At 71.4% G+C, this 21,991-nt stretch carries 18 protein-coding genes; 9 read left to right on the top strand and 9 right to left on the bottom strand.

Features of this window, described 5'->3' with window-relative positions; translation table 11 throughout:
• Positions 1 to 371: 371 nt before the first annotated feature.
• Complete coding sequence (locus tag ACZ7LV_RS23740) at positions 372 to 1,292, bottom strand: HAD family hydrolase (protein ID WP_471941926.1); 921 nt, start codon at positions 1,290 to 1,292, stop codon at positions 372 to 374.
• Positions 1,293 to 1,398: 106 nt separating this feature from the next.
• Here ACZ7LV_RS23740 and ACZ7LV_RS23735 point away from each other — a divergent pair, with 106 nt between their 5' ends.
• The 6 genes from ACZ7LV_RS23735 (at position 1,399) to hemB (ending at position 8,569) form a co-directional block, all read left to right on the top strand.
• The gene (locus tag ACZ7LV_RS23735; RefSeq protein WP_471941924.1) at positions 1,399 to 1,707 is read left to right on the top strand and encodes a glutaredoxin family protein; all 309 of its coding nucleotides are present in this window, start codon (positions 1,399 to 1,401) and stop codon (positions 1,705 to 1,707) included.
• Between the two features lie 289 nt (positions 1,708 to 1,996).
• Positions 1,997 to 2,764 (top strand): redox-sensing transcriptional repressor Rex, encoded by a 768-nt coding sequence (locus ACZ7LV_RS23730; protein WP_471941922.1) that lies wholly within the window; start codon positions 1,997 to 1,999, stop codon positions 2,762 to 2,764.
• Positions 2,761 to 4,488 carry a glutamyl-tRNA reductase gene (locus tag ACZ7LV_RS23725; protein ID WP_471941921.1) on the top strand — a complete coding sequence of 576 codons (1,728 nt, stop codon included), beginning with the start codon at positions 2,761 to 2,763 and terminating at the stop codon, positions 4,486 to 4,488. The genes ACZ7LV_RS23730 and ACZ7LV_RS23725 overlap by 4 nt, the downstream gene beginning before the upstream one ends.
• Positions 4,485 to 5,444 carry a hydroxymethylbilane synthase gene (hemC, locus tag ACZ7LV_RS23720; RefSeq protein ID WP_471941919.1) on the top strand — a complete coding sequence of 320 codons (960 nt, stop codon included), beginning with the start codon at positions 4,485 to 4,487 and terminating at the stop codon, positions 5,442 to 5,444. Before ACZ7LV_RS23725 ends, hemC begins: the two co-directional genes overlap by 4 nt.
• The gene (locus tag ACZ7LV_RS23715) at positions 5,441 to 7,144 is read left to right on the top strand and encodes a bifunctional uroporphyrinogen-III C-methyltransferase/uroporphyrinogen-III synthase (RefSeq protein ID WP_471941918.1); all 1,704 of its coding nucleotides are present in this window, start codon (positions 5,441 to 5,443) and stop codon (positions 7,142 to 7,144) included. Before hemC ends, ACZ7LV_RS23715 begins: the two co-directional genes overlap by 4 nt.
• A gap of 426 nt (positions 7,145 to 7,570) precedes the next feature.
• Entirely contained in the window at positions 7,571 to 8,569 is a 999-nt protein-coding gene (gene hemB / locus ACZ7LV_RS23710; protein WP_471941917.1) for a porphobilinogen synthase, read from the top strand.
• On the opposite strand, the gene ACZ7LV_RS23705 is transcribed toward hemB, so the two are convergent.
• Complete coding sequence (locus tag ACZ7LV_RS23705; RefSeq protein WP_471941915.1) at positions 8,566 to 9,243, bottom strand: DUF4232 domain-containing protein; 678 nt, start codon at positions 9,241 to 9,243, stop codon at positions 8,566 to 8,568. The two genes, hemB and ACZ7LV_RS23705, sit on opposite strands and share 4 nt — an antisense overlap.
• Before the next feature lie 213 nt (positions 9,244 to 9,456).
• Here ACZ7LV_RS23705 and ACZ7LV_RS23700 point away from each other — a divergent pair, with 213 nt between their 5' ends.
• On the top strand, positions 9,457 to 10,707 hold the full coding sequence (locus tag ACZ7LV_RS23700) for a helix-turn-helix domain-containing protein (RefSeq protein ID WP_471941914.1): 1,251 nt from the start codon (positions 9,457 to 9,459) through the stop codon (positions 10,705 to 10,707).
• A gap of 19 nt (positions 10,708 to 10,726) precedes the next feature.
• Here the strand turns inward: ACZ7LV_RS23700 and ACZ7LV_RS23695 are convergent, their stop codons facing one another.
• The 4 genes from ACZ7LV_RS23695 to argS form a co-directional block, all read right to left on the bottom strand.
• The gene (locus ACZ7LV_RS23695; RefSeq protein ID WP_471941912.1) at positions 10,727 to 12,202 is read right to left on the bottom strand and encodes a glutamate-cysteine ligase family protein; all 1,476 of its coding nucleotides are present in this window, start codon (positions 12,200 to 12,202) and stop codon (positions 10,727 to 10,729) included.
• A 62-nt stretch (positions 12,203 to 12,264) separates the two neighbouring features.
• Positions 12,265 to 12,519 carry an EF-hand domain-containing protein gene (locus tag ACZ7LV_RS23690; protein WP_401679319.1) on the bottom strand — a complete coding sequence of 85 codons (255 nt, stop codon included), beginning with the start codon at positions 12,517 to 12,519 and terminating at the stop codon, positions 12,265 to 12,267.
• A gap of 31 nt (positions 12,520 to 12,550) precedes the next feature.
• Positions 12,551 to 13,306 carry a DUF4253 domain-containing protein gene (locus ACZ7LV_RS23685; RefSeq protein WP_471941910.1) on the bottom strand — a complete coding sequence of 252 codons (756 nt, stop codon included), beginning with the start codon at positions 13,304 to 13,306 and terminating at the stop codon, positions 12,551 to 12,553.
• Between the two features lie 213 nt (positions 13,307 to 13,519).
• Positions 13,520 to 15,289, bottom strand: coding sequence for an arginine--tRNA ligase (argS, locus tag ACZ7LV_RS23680; protein WP_471941909.1), 1,770 nt, complete (start codon positions 15,287 to 15,289; stop codon positions 13,520 to 13,522).
• Positions 15,290 to 15,482: 193 nt separating this feature from the next.
• Here argS and lysS point away from each other — a divergent pair, with 193 nt between their 5' ends.
• Positions 15,483 to 17,225: a lysine--tRNA ligase gene (lysS, locus tag ACZ7LV_RS23675; protein ID WP_471941907.1), complete on the top strand. Its 1,743-nt coding sequence runs from the start codon at positions 15,483 to 15,485 to the stop codon at positions 17,223 to 17,225.
• A gap of 61 nt (positions 17,226 to 17,286) precedes the next feature.
• On the opposite strand, the gene ACZ7LV_RS23670 is transcribed toward lysS, so the two are convergent.
• From ACZ7LV_RS23670 to ACZ7LV_RS23660, 3 genes are all read right to left on the bottom strand, one after another.
• The gene (locus ACZ7LV_RS23670; RefSeq protein ID WP_471941906.1) at positions 17,287 to 18,624 is read right to left on the bottom strand and encodes a DUF2637 domain-containing protein; all 1,338 of its coding nucleotides are present in this window, start codon (positions 18,622 to 18,624) and stop codon (positions 17,287 to 17,289) included.
• Between the two features lie 139 nt (positions 18,625 to 18,763).
• Positions 18,764 to 19,636 (bottom strand): DUF3558 family protein, encoded by an 873-nt coding sequence (locus tag ACZ7LV_RS23665; protein ID WP_471941904.1) that lies wholly within the window; start codon positions 19,634 to 19,636, stop codon positions 18,764 to 18,766.
• A gap of 108 nt (positions 19,637 to 19,744) precedes the next feature.
• Positions 19,745 to 20,623 carry a DUF3558 domain-containing protein gene (locus ACZ7LV_RS23660; RefSeq protein WP_471941903.1) on the bottom strand — a complete coding sequence of 293 codons (879 nt, stop codon included), beginning with the start codon at positions 20,621 to 20,623 and terminating at the stop codon, positions 19,745 to 19,747.
• Between the two features lie 169 nt (positions 20,624 to 20,792).
• On the opposite strand from ACZ7LV_RS23660, the gene ACZ7LV_RS23655 reads away from it, so the two are divergent.
• Positions 20,793 to 21,986: an RtcB family protein gene (locus ACZ7LV_RS23655; RefSeq protein ID WP_471941902.1), complete on the top strand. Its 1,194-nt coding sequence runs from the start codon at positions 20,793 to 20,795 to the stop codon at positions 21,984 to 21,986.
• Positions 21,987 to 21,991: the final 5 nt, after the last annotated feature.

Raw genomic sequence — 21,991 nt, 5'->3', positions numbered from 1 at the left:
TAGCGACGAGAGGGGTACCGGTTTGCGTCTGAGGAGAATAACGCTTCGTACAGGCACTGCTACGCCCAGTTGCTCAAATCATCGATTACGTCGCTTCTGTAACCGATTGACGGCTGATCAAGTGCCGGAGAGTGACCGCTTGTTGATCGAATGGGCTCGACTTCGGGGTCGGTACGGGGCGTGTTGTGGCCGGGTGCAGGATGGAGGACTGGGTATGGCGCCGCGTGGGTACATGGACTGGATTGCCCGGCGTTTCGAATGTGCCCGCCGTTGCTCCTGTGGCCGGGCGTCCCGCTTGGCGGCGCGACGAGGCGCCGCCCGTACCCGCTTCGGTGCGGCGGGTACGTCGGTGCAGGGGCGATCCGGGTTCGCTAGCGCCGACGGCGGTGCAGGGCGATCGCCGCGGCGGTGCCGCCTGCGACGGCGCCCACCCCGGCGGCGGCCGGGATGCCGACCTTCGCCGCCTTGCGCCCGGTGCGGTAGTCCCGCAGCCGCCAGTCCTTCTCCCGGGCGTGCTTGCGCAGCTTGCTGTCGGGATTGATGGCGTAGGGGTGCCCCACCAGGGAGAGCATCGGGATGTCGTTGTGGGAGTCGCTGTACGCCGCGCAGCGCGTCAGGTCCAGTTCCTCCGCCGCGGCCAGTGCCCGCACCGCCTCGGCCTTGGCCGGCCCGTGCAGCGGCTCGCCGACGAGCTTGCCCGTGTAGACGCCGCCCACGGACTCCGCCACGGTTCCGAGCGCTCCCGTCAGTCCCAGGCGGCGCGCGATGACCTGCGCGATCTCCACCGGAGCGGCCGTCACCAGCCACACCTTCTGCCCGGCGTCCAGGTGTGCCTGCGCCAGCGCCCGGGTCCCCGGCCAGATCCGCTCGGCCATGTACTCGTCGTAGATCTCCTCGCCGATCGACTGGAGCTCGGCGACCCGATGCCCCTTCACGATCGACAGGGCCGACTCGCGCACGTCCTGCATGTGGTCCGGGTCCTCGAACCCGGCCAGCCGGAACCACGCCTGCTGCCACGCGAACTTCGCGAGGTCGCGGGTCTCGAAGAACTTCCGCTTGTACAGCCCGCGCCCGTAGTGGAACAGCGCGGCACCCTGCATCACGGTGTTGTCGAGGTCGAAGAAGGCGGCGGCCCGGTCGTCGCCGTGCACGGGGAACACCGGCTCGCCACCGCCGGCGACGACGGAGGTGTCCTGTGTCTTGCGCGCGGCTTCCGCCGCGGCCTCGCCTGCCAACACGCTCCGCGCCGTGGCGGAGCGCCTACGGGGAGTGAGCCATCCGAGAGCGGCCATGGCGTGAGCATAGCCATTTTGTTCGGAGGTTCCGGAGTCGAGAGGTTGGGACACCGTGAACTCTCCGCGTCCGGGCCGTTAAACAACGACCCCGCGTGGCGCGACAATGGCGGGCATGAGCCCGATTTTCCGCCGCAAGCCCGCCACCTCGGGCGAAGCACCCGCAGCCGCGCGCCGGGAGCGCCTGGTGACCCTCATCCGCAAGCCCGGCTGCCACCTGTGTGATGACGCACAGATCGTGATCGAGAAGGTCTGTGCCGACCTCGGTGTGTCGTGGGAGCGGAAGGACATCACGCAGGACAAGGAACTCCACGACAAGTACTGGGAACAGATCCCCGTCGTCCTGGTGGACGGCGAGCAGCACACGTTCTGGCGCGTGGACGAGGACCGCCTCCGCAAGGCGCTCGCGGGGTGACCGGCGAGTAGCCCCCGACCGACTCCCGAGCGGTCGACGGCGGGACCGGGCGCCGGGTCTGCCTTAGGATCGATGGCGACCTGGTCTCGGGGGCGGGAACTTTTCAGGAGAGTGTTCGCTTGTGGCCCCCCTCTCGCCCCCTCACGGAGCGCGCGTGACCCCGGTCACGTTGGCCGGGCAAATCGGACACCATCTTTGTGCACGCGTTCACAAAGACATAGCCTGCATTCGACGGGGCGGTCCGGGGACGTATGACCGCCCGAAGCCCCGCTCTACCCGCAGGAGCACCGTGGCAACTGGCCGAACTCACCGACCGGCGACCCGTAGCCGAGGGATTCCCGAGGCCACCGTCGCCCGTCTTCCGCTGTACCTACGAGCCCTCACCGCACTGTCGGAGCGCTCGGTACCCACGGTCTCGTCCGAGGAACTGGCGGCCGCGGCCGGGGTCAACTCCGCGAAGCTCCGTAAGGACTTCTCCTACCTCGGCTCGTACGGCACCCGTGGTGTCGGGTACGACGTCGAGTATCTCGTCTACCAGATCTCCCGCGAACTCGGCCTCACCCAGGACTGGCCGGTCGTGATCGTCGGTATCGGTAACCTCGGCGCCGCCCTCGCCAACTACGGCGGGTTCGCCTCCCGTGGGTTCCGGGTCGCCGCCCTCATCGACGCCGACCCCGCGCTCACCGGCCGCGCCGTCGCCGGGATCCCGGTCCAGCACACCGACGACCTGGAAAAGATCATCAAGGACAACGGCGTGTCGATCGGCGTGATCGCGACCCCCGCGGGCGCCGCCCAGCAGGTGTGCGAGCGGCTCGTCGCCGCCGGCGTCACCTCCATCCTGAACTTCGCGCCGACCGTGCTGTCGGTGCCGGACGGCGTCGACGTGCGCAAGGTGGACCTCTCCATCGAGCTGCAGATCCTCGCCTTCCACGAGCAGCGCAAGGCCGGCGAGGAGGCCGCGGCGGCGCCCGACGCCGCTGTTCCGGCCGCCGTCGCGCGCAAGCAGTCCGCCGACAAGGGGCCCGACGGGGACGTACCCGCCGTGATGCCGGCATGAGTCTGCTCGTCGTCGGACTGAGTCACCGCAGTGCTCCGGTGAGCGTGCTGGAGCGGGCCGCGCTGACCACGGACGCCCAGGCCAAGCTGGTGCAGGACACGGTCGCGGCCGAACCGGCCACCGAGGCCTCGGTGCTCGCCACCTGCAACCGGATCGAGCTGTACGCCGACGTGGACAAGTTCCACGCCGGTGTCGCCGAGCTGTCCACCCTGCTCGCCCAGCACAGCGGGGTGGGCCTGGACGAGCTCACTCCGTACCTGTACGTGCACTACGAGGACCGGGCCGTCCACCACCTGTTCTCGGTGGCGTGCGGGCTGGACTCGATGGTCGTCGGCGAGGGGCAGATCCTCGGCCAGATCAAGGACTCGCTGGCCCGCGGGCAGGACCTGCACACGGCCGGACGGCTGCTGAACGACCTGTTCCAGCAGGCGCTGCGGGTCGGCAAGCGCGCCCACACCGAGACCGGCATCGACCGGGCCGGGCAGTCCCTGGTCACCTTCGGCCTGGAGCAGCTGACCTCCGGCGCGCCCGTGGAGAAGTGGGCGCGGGGCAAGCGGGCACTGGTGATCGGCGCCGGATCGATGTCCTCGCTGGCCGCCGCGACGCTGGCGCGGGCCGGGGTCGGCGAGGTCGTCGTCGCGAACCGCACCCTCGACCGGGCCGAGCGGCTCGCGCAGATCCTGAACCAGGCCGACGACACGGACGTGGTGGCCCGGGCGGTACCGATGGACGCGGTGCGGGCCGAGCTGACACGTGCCGACATCGCGGTCTCCTGCACCGGCGCCACCGGACTGGTGCTGCAGGCGGAGGAGATCGCGGCCGCCGTCGAGGGCCGCACCGGCCGCCCCGCGCACGTCGAAGAGCGTGCGGACGGCGCTGCCGCGTCCCCCGCGACGCCGAGGACGGACGTACCGCGGACGCCGCTGCCGCCCGCCTCGGTGGGCACCGACGAGAACTGCCCCCTCGACCTGACCGCGCCCGGCTTCTCCGTGATGGGGGAGGCCGCCGTGGCCGGCATGGACGCGGCGACGCTGGAGCAGCACGCCGCGTGGGCCGCCGGCAGCGCCGTCGAGCGGCGGGAGGCGGCGCGCCGCAGCCCCGAGGTGACGCCCGAGCTGATCACCGCGCTGGCCGCGACCGTGGCCACCGCCGGACGGATCCCCGAGCACCGCAAGCCCGAGCCGGTCGCCGAGGTGCCGCGCCCCGAGCCGGCCCTCTTCCTGCTCGACCTGGCGATGCCGCGGGACATCGACGCGGCCGTGCACCGGCTGGCCGGCGTGCGGCTCGTCGACATCGAGTCGCTGGCCGAGGCGTCCGCGGACGCCCCGATGGCGGCCGATGTCGACCAGGTCCGCCACATCGTCTCCGACGAGGTGGCGGCGTTCGGGGCCGCCCTGCGGGCCGCGCACATCACGCCGACCGTGGTCGCGCTGCGGACGATGGCCGCCGACGTCGTGGCCGGTGAGATCGCCCGGCTCGACGGACGGCTGCCCGGCCTGGACGACAAACAGCGCGGCGAGATCCGCCAGGCCGTGCACCGGGTCGTCGACAAGCTGCTGCACGCGCCGACGGTACGGGTGAAGCAACTCGCGGCCGAGCCCGGCGGTGCCGGGTACGCGGACGCGCTGCGGACCCTGTTCGACCTCGACCCCGAGACGGTGGCCTCCGTCTCCCGCGCCGAGGAAAGCATGGAGAAGAACGAACAGAACCGAGGGCCGGCATGACGGAGAAGGCACTGAGGCTGGGGACGAGGCGGAGCAAGCTCGCCATGGCCCAGTCCGGGCAGGTGGCGGAAGCCGTGAGCCAGGTGACCGGACGGCCTGTCGAGCTCGTCGAGATCACCACGTACGGCGACGTCTCGCGCGAGCACCTCGCGCAGATCGGCGGCACGGGTGTCTTCGTGACCGCGCTGCGCGACGCGCTGCTGCGCGGCGACGTCGACTTCGCCGTGCACTCGCTGAAGGACCTGCCGACCACGCAGCCCGAGGACCTGGCGCTGGCGGCCGTCCCGCTGCGCGAGGACCCGCGGGACGTGATCGTCGCCCGGGACGCGCTGAAGTTCACCGACCTGCCCCGCGGGGCCCGCATCGGTACCGGTTCGCCGCGCCGGATGGCGCAGCTGAACGCGTTCGCGCGCGGGCACGGCCTGGACATCGAGACGGTGCCGATCCGCGGCAACGTCGACACCCGGATCGGGTACGTCCACAAGGGCGAGCTCGACGCCGTCGTCCTGGCCGCCGCCGGACTGCAGCGGATCGGCCGGATCGACGAGGTGACCGACTTCCTGTCGGTCGACACGGTTCTGCCCGCCCCCGGCCAGGGGGCCCTGGCGATCGAGTGCGCCGCGGACAACGCGGACCTGATCGCCGTGCTCGGTGAGCTCGACGACCCGTTCTCCCGGGTCGCCGTGACCGCCGAGCGGTCCCTGCTCGCCGCCCTGGAGGCCGGTTGCAGCGCCCCCGTGGGTGCGCTCGCCGACCTGCTGGCCGACGGGCAGATTGTCAAGGAAATGCGCCTGCGGGGCGTCGTCGGCACGACCGACGGCTCCCGTACGGTGCAGCTGTCCACCACCGGTCCCGTGCCCGAAACGCACGACCGGGCAGTGGCACTCGGCCGCGAACTCGCCGCCGAGATGCTCGCCCAGGGCGCGGCCGGTCTTATGGGGGAGCGAGCACAGTGAGCCCCACCACCCTTCCCGCCGCCGGTCCGGAACACGGGCACGTCACCTTTCTCGGTGCCGGACCCGGGGATCCGGGACTGCTGACTCTGCGCGCCGTCGAGGCGCTGGCGCGTGCGGACGTACTGGTCGCCGAGCACGAGGTGCTCGACGTGGTGCGTACGCACGCCCGGCCGGGCGTCACCGTCGTGAACACGGAGCCGGGTCCTTCGTCGGACCTCAATCCGGGCTCAGGCACGCCTCAGCTGACGGTTGTTGACGGCACGTCAGCAACCGTCGTCCCCGCGGTGCGGGATGCCGCACATCTTGTCATGGAGGCCGCGCGGGGCGGCAGGCGGGTCGTCCGTGCGGTCTCCGGGGACCCGGGACTTGATACGTACGCCGCCGAGGAAATGCTCGCCTGCGCCGCGGCGGGTGTTCCGTTCGAGGTCGTGCCCGGTGTCGCGGCCGCGGTCGGGGTGCCGGCGTACGCCGGTGTGCCGTTGCGGGACGCGCAGGGGGCGGACGTCCGGTTCGTCGACGCCCGGACGGCGTCCGACCGGTGCTGGACCGAGGTCGGGGCGTCGGACGGGACCGTGGTCGTGTCGACCACCCTCGACTCCGTGGCGGCCGCCGCCGGTGAGCTGGTGTCGGCGGGGCGCAAGCCCGATACGCCGATGACCGTGACGGTCGCGGGGACCACGACGCGGCAGCGGACGTGGAGCGCGACGCTGGGGACGATCGCGCAGACGCTGAAGCATGCGAAGGTGCTGCCCTCGCCGGAGGGCGGGCGGCCCGTGATAGCCGTGGTCGGGGAGCGTTCCGCCGCGGCTCAGCGTGAGCAGTTGTCGTGGTTCGAGTCCAAGCCGCTGTTCGGCTGGAAGGTGCTCGTGCCGCGTACCAAGGAGCAGGCGGCCTCGCTCTCCGACCAGCTGCGGTCGTACGGGGCCGTGCCGCACGAGGTGCCGACGATCGCCGTCGAGCCGCCGCGGACGCCTCAGCAGATGGAGCGGGCGGTCAAGGGGCTGGTGACCGGGCGGTACGAGTGGATCGCCTTCACCTCGGTGAACGCGGTCAAGGCCGTGCGGGAGAAGTTCGAGGAGTACGGGCTCGACGCCCGGGCCTTCGCGGGGATCAAGGTCGCCGCGGTGGGGGAGCAGACGGCGAAGGCGCTCGTCGCGTTCGGTGTGAAGCCGGATCTGGTGCCGAGCGGGGAGCAGTCGGCGGCGGGGTTGTTGGAGGACTGGCCGCCGTACGATCCCGTCTTCGACCCGATCGACCGGGTCTTCCTGCCGCGGGCCGACATCGCCACGGAGACGCTGGTCGCCGGGCTGATCGAGCTCGGGTGGGAGGTCGACGACGTCACGGCGTACCGGACCGTGCGGGCGTCGCCGCCGCCGGCCGAGACGCGCGAGGCGATCAAGGGGGGTGGGTTCGACGCCGTTCTGTTCACGTCGTCGAGCACGGTGCGGAACCTGGTGGGTATCGCCGGGAAGCCGCACAACGTGACCGTGATCGCCTGTATCGGTCCCGCCACGGCCAAGACCGCCGAGGAACACGGGCTTCGGGTGGACGTCATGGCTCCGGAGCCGTCGGTGCACAAGCTGGCGGAGGCGCTGGCCGACTTCGGGACGCGGCGGCGGGCCGCGGCGCTGGAGGCGGGGGATCCGGTGACACGGCCCAGTGAGCGGAGGCCGGGGGCTCGGCGGCGGCGTACGACCTAGGGCTGGGGCTGAGGCTGGGGCTTTGGGCTGCGGCTCGGGCTGGGGCTTTGGGCTGGGGCTCTGGGCTTGGGGCTTGGATGCGTGGTGGTTCGGGCGCGTCGCCGTTGTGGTGGCGCGTCCGTGGCATGCCTGTGCCGGGGTGCTGTCGCGCGGGGGGTGCTTGTCTCGTCGGGGGCGGGTCGGGGGGTGTCCGTCCTCGGAACGGCGCGGAATCGGTCTCTTACCGACGCACCCGTGTTGACGCGCCAATCGCTGCGGGCGGACACCCCCGACCCGCCCCCTTCCCGCCGCGGGCGGGTGCGGCGCCATGCGACGGACGCCGCGCAAGCCGGTCCCTCCGCGCCGCGGGCGGGTGCGGCATCGACGGGCTTTGCGCCGACGTAGCGTCGGCAAATCCGGGGTGTAGGCGGGCGTAGCGTAGAGCGCATGACGACGTACGGTTCCTTTCCCGGTGCGCGGCCGCGGCGGCTGCGGACCTCTCCCGTCATGCGGCGCATGGTCGCCGAGACCCGGTTGCATCCGGCCGACTTCATCCTGCCCGCGTTCGTGCGGGAGGGCGTGAGTGAACCGGTGGCCATTGCCTCCATGCCCGGGGTCGTGCAGCACACCCGGGACAGCCTGAAGAAGGCCGCTGCCGAGGCCGTGGCTGCCGGGATCTCCGGGATCATGCTGTTCGGGGTGCCGGAGGACGCGAAGAAGGACGCGGTGGGGACGCCGGGGACGGATCCCGAGGGGATTCTTCAGGTGGCTCTGCGCGATGTGCGGGCCGAGGTCGGCGACGAGTTGCTGGTGATGTCCGATCTGTGTCTCGACGAGACCACCGATCACGGGCACTGCGGTGTGCTGGACGAGTTCGGGCGCGTGGACAACGACGCCACCCTGGAGCGGTACGCCGAGATGGCCCAGGTCCAGGCCGACGCCGGGGCTCATGTGGTGGGTCCGAGCGGGATGATGGACGGGCAGATCGGGGTCGTCCGGGACGCGCTGGACCAGATCGGGCGCGAGGACGTGGCCGTGCTGGCGTACACCGCCAAGTACGCCTCCGCGTTCTACGGGCCCTTCCGGGAGGCCGTCGCCTCGTCGTTGCAGGGGGACCGGAAGACCTATCAGCAGGATCCCGCCAACGTCAGGGAGTCGATGCGGGAGCTCGCTCTCGATCTGGAGGAGGGGGCCGACATGGTGATGGTGAAGCCCGCCGGGCCCTACCTGGACGTGCTGGCGCGGGTCGCGGACGCGGTGGACGTGCCGGTCGCCGCCTACCAGATCTCCGGTGAGTACGCGATGGTCGAGGCCGCCGCCGAGAAGGGCTGGATCGACCGGGAGCGGGCGATCCTGGAGACGCTGACCGGTATCAAGCGGGCCGGGGCGCGGAACATCCTCACCTACTGGGCCACCGAGGTGGCCCAGAAGCTGAGCCGGGCCTAGGAGAGAGCGTCCTCCTGCGTGGACTGCCAGTAGGTGACCCGCAGGGAGCTGTCGTAGTAGACGCCCTCGGCCGGCAGGGCGGGCGTCGCGGAGGCGCCGCCGGAGCTGTTCGGGGTCCTGCCCTGGAAGGCGACCGTGAGGCGCTCGGCGGTGGTGCCGCCGTCGCCGCTGCCGTCCGCGGCCGACAGGAGGACTCCGGCGTAGCCGGACGCTCCGGGGGCCAAGGTGGGGACGGCCTGCGGCTTGGTGCCCGCGATCGGCTGGGGGACCCACTGCATCTCGTCGAAGCGGAGCACCGGGTAGTACAGCAGCGTGCACGGCTTCGAGCCGGTGTTGGTGACCGTCAGCAGCATGTGGTTCAGCGGGCGCGGGACCGGCTGGGCGGTGACCTCGGTGTTGGCGCCGTTGCAGACGGCCATGCGCGGGGCGGACGCCTGGGAGGTGTGCGTGGAGTCGCTCGTGCGGCGGGGTTGCCGCGGGGCCGCCTCGGCGTCCGGTGCCGGGTCCGAGGACGGGTGCGCGGTGGCGGGCGCCGGTGTGGTGGGCGCCGAGGTCGGCCGGGGGGCGCTGCCCTCGTCCCGGGTGCCCGTGCCGTTCTCGCAGGCCGTGAGGGCGAGGGTCGTGAGGGCGATACCGGTGGCGGCGAGCAGGCGGGTGCGGCGGAAGGTGCGCATGGCTGGTTCCTTGTCCGTGTGAGCTGGTCTACGGCCGCCGCTCGACCGTCTGCCGGGAGCGGCGTGCTTGGATGACCAGAGCTTGGGTCGTGATCCGTCCCGGCCGCCACAGCCGGCGGGCGATCAGGGACGGTGGAACGGCCACAAGGGGTCTGACCTGGAGGAACGGCCGTTCCCTGGAACGCCGGAACGGGATACGGGGGTGGCGGGACGGTGTCGCAAGGCACGGCTGCGGGCGAGTTCGCGGAGCTTCTGGGGGGGTTGAAGGACCGTTCGGGGCTGAGTTACGGAGTGCTCGCCAAGCGGCTCCACCTGAGCACGTCGACGCTGCACCGGTACTGCAACGGGGAGGCCGTTCCGGCGGACTACGCGCCCGTGGAGCGGCTGGCCCGGGTGTGCAAGGCCACGCCCGAGGAACTGGTCGAACTGCACCGGCGGTGGGTGCTGGCCGATGCGCGGCGCGGGCGGAGGGGGAGCGGGGCCGCGGGGGCGGTCGCTCCCGCGGAGGTCGACGCGGCTTCCGACGAGGACGATGCCGAGGTGCGTGAGCGGAGCGGGGGCGGGGTGACGCGCCGGCCGCGGCGGCGTGCCGTGCTGCTCGGCGCCGCCGCGGTCGCTGCCGTGCTCGGTGCCGTCGTGCTCGCCGTGACCGTGCCCTCCGGCGGGGGCTCTGGTGACGGGGGGCGGTCCGGTCCCGTGGGAGCCGCAGCGCCGGCCGACGTCTCCGAGCCGCCTGCCAGGTCGTCGCCGACCAGGTCCGCGTCCGCGTCGGCGTCCGCCTCCCCTGATGCCGAGCCCGCGGAGCCTGCGTCTCCCGCTCCGGGCGCGTCGGCGCCGAGTGCCGGCGCGCAGGAGGCGGACGTCGAGCCGCCGCTGAACGTGACGGTACGGCCGTACACCTGGGAGGACCCCTGCTCGCAGCACTATCTGATCGACCGGCCGGCCGGGGAGGTCGGGCCGCCGCCGGTGGAGCAGGACGCGCCCGCCTGGGTGTCGGCGTACGGTGCGGTGTCGGCGGGGGAGCAGCTGGTGACGCTGACCGTGCAGGGCAGCGGGGCGCGGACGGTGGTGCTGGACGGGATGAAGGTCCGGGTCGTCGGCAAGGACACGCCGCTCGCCTGGAACGACTACACGATGGGCGTGGGCTGCGGTGGTGACGTGCCGACGCGGCCGTTCACCGTCGCCCTCGACGGGGCGCGGCCCGAGGTGGTGGCCGGGGCCGGACAGCGGGACTTCCCGCTCAAGGTGAGCGAGTCGGACCCGGAGGTGCTGCGGGTGACGGCCGACGCCTCGGCGTACGACGTGCGCTGGTATCTGGAGCTGACCTGGACCAGCGGGGACCGGCACGGGACGCTGGTCGTCGACGACGGGGGCAGGCCGTTCCGTACGAGCGGCAACAACGGGCGCCCCGGATTCCAGTTCCCGCCGGGGGCCGAGAAGTGGGATCCGGCCGTGACCGGGTAGGGCCTGTCGCGACGTGGCGTCAGTCGACCGGCCAGGTGTGGGCCGGGGCGTTGAGATGCATGTAGTCGATGTAGAGCTGCGTCATCCGGCGCAGGGCCTCGTGCCGGCCGGAGGCGGCGGACGTCACCCGGTGGAACATCTCCTTCTGCCAGAGGGCGCCGTTGCGGGCGGTGACGCACCGCTGCTCGATGATGCCGAGCAGGGGCTCGCGCCAGGCGTCGTCCATGCCGGAGAGCTCCAGGCCCCGATGGGCGAGGGGGAGCAGCCGCCGCAGGACGAGTTCGGACACCGGGACCTCGCCCATCCCGGGCCAGTACAGCCGGGCGTCAATGCCGTGGCGGGCCGCGGTGTGCAGGTTCTCCTCGGCCGCCGCGAAGGACATCCGGGACCACACGGGCCTCTCCTCCTCCACCAGGGCGCGGGTCAGGCCGTAGTAGAAGGCGCCGTTGGCGAGGGTGTCCGCGACGGTCGGGCCGGCGGGCAGCACCCGGTTCTCCACCCGCACGTGGGGCTTGTCGTGGGCGATGGCGTAGACCGGACGGTTCCAGCGGTAGACGGTGCCGTTGTGCAGGGTGAGCTCGCCGAGCTCGGGGATGTCGCCCTGCTCCAGCGTCTCCAGGGGGTCCTGGTCGTCGCACAGGGGCAGCAGGGCGGGGAAGTAGCGCAGGTTCTCCTCGAAGAGGTCGAAGACGCTGTTGATCCACCGCTCGCCGAACCACACCCGGGGGCGGACCCCCTGCACCTTGATCTCCTGCGGACGCGTGTCGGTCGCCTGTTCGAACAGGGGGATACGGGTCTCGTGCCACAACTCCTTGCCGAACAGGAACGGCGCGTTGGCCGCCAGCGCGACCTGGATGCCGGAGACGGCCTGCGCGGCGTTCCAGTAGGCGGGGAACTCCTCCGGCGAGACCTGGAGGTGGAACTGGGTGCTCGTGCACGCGGCTTCCGGCGTGATCGTGTCGGCGTACGTCCGCAGCCGGTCGACGCCGTCCACCTCGATGCGCACGTCCTCACCGCGGGCCGCGAAGACCTGGTCGTTGAGCAGCCGGTAGCGCGGGTTCTCCGAGAGCGCGCGCTCACCGACGTGCTCCTGCCGGAGGGTGGGCAGGATGCCGATCATGATCAGATGCGCGCCGACCGACCTGGCACGTTCGTCGGCGTGGTTGAGCGCGGCACGGACCTCGGACTCCCAGGAGTCCGGGCCGCCCTCGGTCAGCCGGCGGGGCGGGACGTTGATCTCCAGATTGAATCGACCCAGCTCCGTGGACCACGCCGGGTCCGCGATCGCCTCCAGCACGTCGCTGTTGCGCATCGCCGGCTCGGCGTCGTCGTCCACCAGATTCAGCTCGATCTCCAGACCGACCTGTGGACGCTCCGACTCGAACCGTGCCTCGCGCAGCATCGACGCGAAGGCTTCGAGGCACTGCTGCACCTTGATCCGGTACCGGCGGCGGTCCTCACGGGTGAAGACGACCGCCGGGACGTCACGTCCCATCGGGCCTCCCGAGTTCCCTCGGTCACCTGCTGACTCCAGCGTCGCACCAGGGACGACAGATGTCAGCGCCAGCCGAATCGGCGGTCCACGACCGTGGAGAACTCCTCCAGGGTGAGGACGGCGTCGCCGTTCTGGTCCGCCGCGTCGAACAGCGCGGAGGAGGCGTCGGCGTCCTGCACGCCCCAGAACGGCAGCAGGCCCGAGGCGGCCAGCGTCGGGCCCTTGGTGCGCAGGGCGGTGATGACCTCCTCGCGGGTCAGGATGCCGTTCCCGTCCAGGTCGAGGGCCTCGAACAGCTTCCTGGCCTTGTCGCTCATCGTGTCGCCCCGTTCTCGTGCCGGATGTGGGTCAGTCCCACCAGAAGGACCAGAATTCCCGGCCGACGAGTTGCTCGGCGTAGGCGTCCGATGTGGGGAATCCGGACTGGTCGACGTTGTCCGGGCAGAAGGCGTAGTGCTCGGCCGCCACCGCCCGTGCCGCGTCGGCGGTGGTGGGCGGCGTCGCGACGGAGACGATCAGCTGGTCGAAGGTGAGCGCGACGACGCGGACGCCGAAGCGGTCCTCCCAGGAGCGGAGCACCGCGCAGAGGCGGGCGACGTCCCCCTCGTGGTCGACGGGGCCCGACCAGCCGAGCGCCGCCGCGATGTCGGCGCTGCGGCGCGCCGGGACCAGGGCGAGGCGGGGTTCCTTGAGCCAGGTCCCGTCCGTGAGGAGGTGCGTGGCGAGCTCCGCGGCCACCGCGTCGGGGTCGGGGTCGGCGTCGGTGGCTTCGGGCGCGGACGCGAGACCCGGCCAGTCGTCGTCCGCCAGGTCCTCCCAGTACTCGGCCAGCACCTCCTCCGGGTCGTGATCCCCGGGGTACGAGGTCTCGCCGGGCATCAGTTCCCAGCCCTCGGGACCGCCCTGGGAGCCGAAGTCCAGGAGCAGCGGGAGGAGCCCCGCCGCGCGGGCCTCGCTCAGCGCCGCCCAGCCGGCCGGGGTCGCGGCCGTGTCCGCGTGCCAGAGGAGGGTGCCGATCACCTTGCCGGGCGGCAGGCCGAGACCGAGGGCGCGGCCGGTGGGGTCGGCGGCGAGCTTCGGCAGGGCGTTGGGGAGGGTGGCCATCGGTCAGCCGGCCGCTCGGGGCGACGTGAACCACGCGGGCGCTCGGGTGCTCATTGCTCTCCTGGCGGGCGATCCGGGAGCGGGCCCACGGAATCCGGAGGGGTCAGGGACTGGTCTGCGCCCGCAGCATCGCACAGGTGTGCGCCCTGGCGCCGCGTGTTCGGAGCGAACGGCGGCGGCACCGGGGTGCCGCCGCCGTAGGGAGGACCGGTCTCAGAGACGCTCGGGGGTCCTGATGCCCAGGAGGGCCATGCCCTGGTGGAGGGTGCGGGCCGTGAGGTCGCAGAGGAACAGGCGGTTCTCGGCGATGTCCTTCGGAGGCTCCGGCTTGATCACCGGGCACTTGTCGTAGAACGACGTGAACAGCGACGCCAGTTGGTAGAGGTACGCCGTCATCTTGTGCGGGGCGTACTCCGTGGCCGACTCCGCCACCGCCTCCGCGAACGCGTCCAGGTGCAGGCCCAGGGCGCGCTCCGCCTCGTGGAGGCCGAGTTCCGGGTGGGGCTGCGGGCGGGTCTCGCCGGCCTTGCGCAGGATCGACTGGATACGGGCGTACGCGTACTGGAGGTAGACCGAGGTGTCGCCGTTGAGCGAGACCATCTGGTCCAGGTCGAACTTGTAGTCGCGGCTGGCGGAGGTCGACAGGTCGGCGTACTTCACCGCGCCGATGCCCACCTGGGCGCCGCGCTCGGCGATCTCCTCCTCGGAGAGCTGGTGCTGGGTGTCCTTCTCCCGCACCACCGCCGTGGCGCGGTCGATCGCCTCGTCCAGCAAATCGACCAGGCGGACCGTCTCGCCCTCACGGGTCTTGAAGGGCTTGCCGTCCTTGCCGAGGACCGTGCCGAAGGCCAGCTGGTACGCCTTGACGTCCTCGTCGTTCAGCCAGCCGGCCTTGCGGGCCGTCTCGAAGACCATCTTGAAGTGCAGGGACTGCCGGGCGTCCACGACGTACAGCAGGCTGTTCGCCTTCAGGTTGAAGACGCGGTCGCGGATCGCGGAGAGGTCGGTCGCCGCGTAGCCGTAGCCGCCGTCCGACTTCTGCACGATCAGCGGGACCGGCTGGCCGTCCGGGCCCTTGACGTCGTCGAAGAAGACGCACAGCGCGCCTTCGGAGCGGACCGCGACGCCCGACTCCTCCAGGAGGCGGCAGGTCTCCGCGAGCATGTCGTTGTAGCCGGACTCGCCGACGATGTCCGGGTCGCGGACCTCCATGTCCAGCTTCTCGAAGACCGAGAAGAAGTAGATCTTCGACTCGTCCACGAACTTCTGCCACATGGCGAGCGTGTGCGGGTCTCCGGCCTGGAGGTCGACGACACGGCGGCGCGCCCGCGTCTTGAACTCCTCGTCGGAGTCGAAGAGCCTGCGGGCGGACTTGTAGAGGCGGTCGAGGTTGGACATCGCCTCCTCGCCGCTCACCTCGGTGGCCTCGTGGTCCAGCTCGTGCGGGTGCTCGTCGAGGTACTGGATGAGCATGCCGAACTGGGTGCCCCAGTCGCCGATGTGGTGCCTGCGGACGACGTTCTCGCCGGTGAACTCCAGGAGTTGGACGACCGCGTCGCCGATCACCGCCGAACGCAGGTGCCCGACGTGCATCTCCTTGGCCACGTTCGGCTGGGCGTAGTCGATGACCGTCGTGCCGGGCGCGTCCGCGTAGGGGACGCCGAGGCGCTCGGTGTCCGCGTACCGCGCGGCCAGGATCCGCGTGATCGCCCTGTCGGCGATCGTGATGTTGAGGAAGCCGGGCCCGGACACCTCGATGTCCTCGATGACGTCGCCGGTGGTGATCCGTGCGACCACCTGGGTGGCCAGCTCGCGCGGGTTGGCCTTGGCCTTCTTGGCGAGCGCCAGGATCCCGTTGGCCTGGAAGTCGGCCCTGTCGCTGCGTCGGAGCAGGGGGTCCGCGACCGCCTCCGGCAGGGCGGCGGTCAGGGCGGAGGCGAGCTGCTGTTCGACGGAGGCGCTGAGGGACGTGACCGAGGCCATGGAGTGGGTGCCGTTCTCCTCGTGGGTTCAGATAGACACGGTCAGTATCCCATGGGGGGTAAAGCGAATATCCCGCGTGCGGGCGGTGGCCTGGGCGACCGGTGTGAAAAGGCGTTTTCGTCGTAGCCGTCGTAGCTGGGAGAATGGACGGGCCGGCCGTCGACCGTAGCGGCCGCCCAGGAGAAAGAAGGACGTGCCGATCGTGGCTCAGAGCACCGAGACCACCGACTGGGTCTCTCGTTTCGCGGACGAGGTCATCGAGGAGTCGGAGCGTCGGGCCCCGGGCAAACCCGTCGTCGTCGCGTCCGGGCTGTCGCCCTCCGGCCCCATCCACCTGGGGAACCTGCGGGAGGTCATGACCCCGCATCTGGTGGCCGACGAGATCCGGCGGCGGGGGTTCGAGGTCCGGCACCTCATCTCGTGGGACGACTACGACCGGTACCGGAAGGTGCCCGCCGGTGTCCCCGGCGTCGACGAGTCCTGGCACGAGCACATCGGCAAGCCGCTGACGTCCGTGCCGGCGCCCGCCGGCTCCCCGCACGCGAACTGGGCCGAGCACTTCAAGGCGGCCATGGTCGAGGCGCTGGGCGAGCTGGGCGTCGCGTTCGACGGCATCAGCCAGACCGAGCAGTACACCTCCGGGGTGTACCGCGAGCAGATCCTGCACGCCATGCGGCACCGCGGTGACATCGACGCCGTGCTGGCCCAGTACCGGACCAAGGCCAAGGGCGGGAAGAAGCCCCAGCAGAAGCCCGCCGACGAGGCCGAGATCGAGGCCGCGGAGGGGTCCGGGGCGGCGAGCGAGGACGACGGCAGCTCCGGCGCGGCCGGGTACTTCCCGTACAAGCCCTACTGCGGCAACTGCGAGAAGGACCTCACCACCGTCACCTCCTACGACGACAACACCACCGAGCTGACGTACGCCTGCACGGCCTGCGGTTTCTCCGAGACCGTCCGGCTGAACGAGTTCAACCGCGGCAAGCTGGTCTGGAAGGTCGACTGGCCGATGCGGTGGGCCTTCGAAGGCGTGATCTTCGAGCCCAGCGGGGTCGACCACTCCTCCCCCGGCTCCAGCTTCCAGGTGGGCGGCCAGATCGTCGGGATCTTCGGCGGCAAGCAGCCGATCGGCCCCATGTACGCCTTCGTCGGGATCTCCGGGATGGCGAAGATGTCGTCCTCCCGGGGCGGGGTGCCCACCCCGGCGGACGCGCTGAAGATCATGGAGCCGCAACTGCTGCGCTGGCTGTACGCCCGGCGCAGGCCCAACCAGTCCTTCAAGATCGCCTTCGACCAGGAGATCCAGCGGCTCTACGACGAGTGGGACAAGCTCGACGCCAAGGTCGCCGAGGGCGGCGCACTGCCAGCCGATGTCGCCGCGCACTCGCGCGCGGTGCGCACCGCCGCCGGTGAGCTGCCCGCGACGCCGCGGCCGATGCCGTACCGGACCCTCGCGTCCGTCGCCGACATCACCGCCGGGCACGCCGACCAGGCGCTGCGGATCCTCAGCGAGCTGGAGCCCGACAAGCCGCTCGGCTCGCTCGACGAGGTGCGGCCGCGGTACGACAAGGCCGAGGCGTGGATCAACACGCAGGTCCCCGCCGACCAGCGGACCATCGTGCGCGTGGAGCCCGACGCCGAGCTCTTGAAGTCGCTCGACGAGCCCTCCCACCGGTCGGTACGGCTGTTGCTCGACGGACTGGCGGAGCACTGGTCGCTGGACGGGCTGACCCACCTGGTCTACGGGGTGCCCAAGGTCCAGGCCGGGTTCTCCGCCGACGCCACGCCGAAGGAGCTCCCGCCGGAGATCAAGACGGCCCAGCGGACGTTCTTCGCGCTCCTCTACCACCTGCTGGTGGGCCGGGACACCGGGCCGCGGCTGCCCACGCTGCTGCTGGCGGTGGGCCAGGAGCGGGTGCGGCACCTGCTCGGCGAGTAACGGCGCGTCGCACGACGAGGGGGGCGCCCGGTGGAAACCGGGCGCCCCCCTCGTACGCGTGTCAGGCGATGTGGTCTTCCTGCAGCTCCGCGGTGTGGCGGTTGGTGAAGCGGTTGACCATGCGCTCGGCCTCACGCTGCGGGAGCGTGGTGCCGTAGGTGGCCTCCACGTCGCCCCGGAACTGGCCGGAGGTCGGGTAGCTGCCGTCGATCGACTTCTTGAAGACCAGGTAGTAGTCCTCCTCGGTCAGGTCGGGAGGCGGGGTGCCGCCGCCCTCGCCCAGTTCGCGGGTGCGACCCGGGCCGACCGGGATGGGGAAGGTGCCGGTGTCCTCGGGGGACGGCTCGGTGGCCGGCGGGGGCTCCTCGAACTGCTGCTGGTACTGCTCGGCCCGCTGCTGCTCCTCGTACCACTGGGCGTACGCGGCCTCCGGGTCGTACGTGGGGTCGTAGCCGCCGTGGTACTCGATCGTCTGGGGATCGCGGGCCTGGAGCCAGGGGTTCTGGTCCGGCGCGGGCACGAGGTCCGGCTGCTCCGCGTGCGGCCGGCCCTCGCCCTCGGGACGCCGACCGCCGGCGGGTGCCGCCTCGGCCGGCCCGGCGGCACGACCGTCCGCGGCCTCGGCGTCGTGGGCCGCGTCCGCCGCCACCTCGGCCACCGGGTCCGCCGCCGTCAGCTGCCGCACCGGCGCCGGGGGTATGAGGGCCGGTTCGATGCCCGCCGCCGCCAGGCCCGCCGGGGCCGTGTCGGCGAGGGGGACGCCGTACTTGGCCAGGCGCAGCGGCATCAGGGCCTCCACCGGGGCCTTGCGGCGCCAGGCGCGGCCGTAGCGGGAGCGCAGGCGGGCCTGGTAGACGAGGCGCTCCTGCTCCAGCTTGATCACCTGGTCGTAGGAGCGGAGCTCCCACAGCTTCATCCGGCGCCAGAGCAGGAAGGTCGGCACCGGGGAGAGCAGCCAGCGGGTGAGGCGGACGCCCTCCATGTGCTTGTCGGCCGTGATGTCCGCGATCCGGCCGATGGCGTGCCGGGCCGCCTCCACCGCGACCACGAACAGGATCGGGATGACGCCGTGCATGCCGACGCCCAGCGGGTCCGGCCAGGCCGCCGCGCCGTTGAAGGCGATCGTCGCCGCCGTCAGCAGCCAGGCCGTCTGGCGCAGCAGCGGGAAGGGGATGCGGATCCAGGTGAGGAGCAGGTCCAGGGCCAGCAGTACGCAGATACCCGCGTCGATGCCGATGGGGAAGACGTAACTGAAGTCCCCGAAGCCCTTCTTCAGGGCGAGGGTGCGTACGGCTGCGTACGACCCCGCGAAACCGATGCCCGCGATGATCACGGCACCGAAGACGACCACGCCGATGAGAACGCGGTGCATCCGTGTCAGCTGTAGTGGCGCGGCCACCCGTATTCCCCTCCTACTGCGTCTTGTTGCGCGCCCAACAGGGTGGCACATGCGTCCGAGGAACGGGTGGCCGGACCGTGTACGTCAGCCCATCCGTGACTCTTCCGGTGGCTGCCGGTGATCCTCCGGACCTTCCGGATCAGCTCCTCTTCGCCGCGGACGTGGCCGAACTGCCGGTCTTCGAGGGCGACTTGGACGACGACGTGGACGACTTGGACGGGGACTTGGACGGCGACCTGGGGCTGTCCGGGGCCGCCGAGGCGTCCGCCCCGTTCGCCTTCGTGACCGCGGCCACCGCCTCCTTGGCCGCCTTCCGCGCCGCCTTCATCAGATCGGCGGCGTCGGGCGTCTTCTCACCGGCCAGGCCCGCGCCGTTGTAGTCGACGGTGACGACGACGTTCTCGACGCGCGTCACCACCGTCTGCTGCTTGAAGGCGCCTTCCTTCTTCTTCAGGTCGTAGCGCACGGCCGCCGCCTCGTCGCCGGTGCCCTCGACCTGCTCGGTCTTCGTGTTCTTGGCGCCCGCGACCGACCTGGCGTCGACGACCTGCTTGTCGTAGTACTCCCGCGCCCGCTGCTCGCCCGCGCCGCGTGCGGCGTCGGACTCGAAGCGCAGCAGCGAGACGTTCAGCCAGCGGAACTGGGAGCCCTTGACGCCGTTGTTGTCGAGACTGTCCCAGGAGCAGCCGGCCCGGACCGACACATCGTCCGAGTTGCCTTCCTTGCCGGACTTGCCCGCCTCCGGGACGAGATCCTCCAGCGTCTTCTTCGTCAGCACCGAGCAGGGCTCGGGCAGCTTCGCGTACGCCGCCGCCTCCACGGTGGGCGAGGGGCTCGCGGAGGCGCCCGCCGGGCTCTCGGACGCCTGCTTGGCGTCGCCTCCGGATCCGGAGTCCGAGGAGCAGCCGGCGGCGATCAGCATCACGGGGACGGCCGCCGCGCCGACGAGGACGCGGGAGACGCGGCGGGGTCGCTGCTGGGGCTGGTCGGCTCGCTGTGCTCGTCGCTGCATGGTTCCTTCACTCGTGACGCTCGGGTAACGGGTCCGAGGGGTCACGGTACGCGGTGAGGAAAGTGTGCGGACTCGGTTCGGTCGCTTCACGCGGGGCGCGAAGAAGCGCTACTCGGCGAGCGAGTCGGCCAGCTGCGCCGCCAGTTTCCGGGCCCTGTCCTGCATTTCCTTGCTGTCCGGGGCGACTCCGACGGTCGCCGGCTGCTCCTCGTACTCGATGGTCACGATGACGTTCGACGTGCGGAACGCCACAGTCACCGTGCGCTGCTTGGCCGTCGAACCGGAGCTGCTGAGCTCGTCGTCGAGGAAGGCCTCGTCGGCGAGGTCGTCGAGGACGCGGGGCTGGAGGGCGGTCGGGGTGGCGGTCGGGCTCGACGTGCCGCCGGGGGTGCCGGAGGTGGTGCCGGACGGGGTGCCCGACGGGGTGCCGGCGGCGTTCGGGGCGCCGCTCCCGGAGGGGGTGCCCGTCCCCGACGGCGACTGCGTGCCGGAAGGGGACTGCGTGCCCGTGGGGGAGAGCGTCTCCGTCGCCGTGGGCTCGGGCAGGTCCGCCGCCTCGCGGCCGGCCGCGAACAGCTCCCGCGCCTGGTCGTCGTCGCTGACCGCGTTGTCGTACGACACCACCCGCTCGAAATCGACGAAGAGATGGTTCGTCGCCGAGGCGGACTCGACCTTCCAACGGCAGCCGACCTTGCGGTCGTTGTCGTAGGTGAGGGTGGGCTCGCCCTCGTGGGCCTGCTCGCGCTGCTCCTCGTCGGCGAGTTCCCGGATGCCGGGGAGGAGGGAGTCGAGGGTGTCCGCGCGGACCGCGCCGCAGGGCTCGGGGAGGTTGCGGTAACGGCCGGGCTCGGCGGCCGCCGTCGCCGCGCCCGCGTGGTCGGAGTTGGAGCTGTCCGTGGTGTCGCCGCCGTCGGAACCGCCGGTGCAGCCGGCCAGCAGGGCCGCGAGGACCGCGGCGACGCCGGATACGTACGCCTTCCGCTGCACGGTCAGGCTCCTCTCGCTGGTTAATCGCTTGCCGTCGCCGGTCTCCCCCTGGAGACAATGTGTATCGCACGCACTGCCGTGAACGCCGGTCCGTTGTCCTTTACGTCGACCTTGGCGCCGGTTTTGCGTTTCATGGCTTTTTAAATCTTCCGGGGGGAATGAGGGCGATATGTCGTACGTCGAGATGCCGGGCGCGAAGGTACCCATCCGTCTGTGGACCGACCCCGCCACGGTCGAGGAGGGGGCACTCCAGCAGCTGCGGAACGTGGCGACCCTGCCCTGGATCAAGGGGCTCGCGGTCATGCCGGACGTGCACTACGGCAAGGGCGCGACGGTCGGCTCGGTGATCGCGATGCGCGGCGCCGTCTGCCCGGCCGCGGTCGGCGTCGACATCGGCTGCGGGATGTCCGCGGTGCGGACCTCCCTGACGGCGGGCGACCTGCCGGGGGACCTGTCGCGGCTGCGGTCGAAGATCGAGGCGGCGATCCCGGTGGGCCGGGGCATGCACGACAGCCCCGTCGACCCGGGACGCTTCCACGGGCTCGCCACCGGCGGGTGGGACGACTTCTGGGGGCGCTTCGGGGGTGTGGCCGAGGCGGTGAAGTTCCGCGAGGAGCGGGCCGTCAAGCAGATGGGAACGCTGGGTGGGGGCAACCATTTCGTCGAAGTCTGCGTGGATTCGACCGGTGCGGTGTGGCTGATGCTGCACTCCGGTTCGCGCAACATCGGCAAGGAACTCGCCGAGCACCACATCGGCGTCGCGCAGCAGCTCCCGCACAACCAGGGCCTGGTCGACCGCGACCTCGCCGTCTTCGTCGCGGACACCCCGCAGATGGCGGCGTACCGCAACGACCTGTTCTGGGCGCAGGAGTACGCCAAGTACAACCGCACGCTCATGATGGCGCTCCTGAAGGACGTGGTCCGCAAGGAGTTCAAGAAGGCGAAGCCGACGTTCGAGCGGGAGATCTCCTGCCACCACAACTACGTGGCGGAGGAGCGGTACGAGGGCATGGACCTGCTCGTGACCCGCAAGGGCGCGATCCGGGCCGGGTCCGGGGAGTACGGGATCATCCCGGGCTCGATGGGCACGGGCTCGTACATCGTGAAGGGCCTCGGCAACGACAAGTCCTTCAACTCGGCCTCGCACGGCGCCGGCCGGCGGATGAGCCGCAACGCCGCCAAGCGGCGCTTCTCCACCAAGGACCTGGAGGAGCAGACGCGGGGGGTGGAGTGCCGCAAGGACTCCGGTGTGGTGGACGAGATCCCCGGTGCCTACAAGCCGATCGAGCAGGTCATCGACCAGCAGCGGGACCTGGTGGAGGTCGTCGCCAAGCTGAAGCAGGTCGTCTGCGTGAAGGGCTGAGCCGG

It is taken from the genome of Streptomyces sp. NPDC107562 (assembly GCF_055657325.1).
The sequence above is the reverse complement of the archived record's forward strand: the minus strand, read 5'-3'. Positions and strand labels throughout refer to the sequence as shown.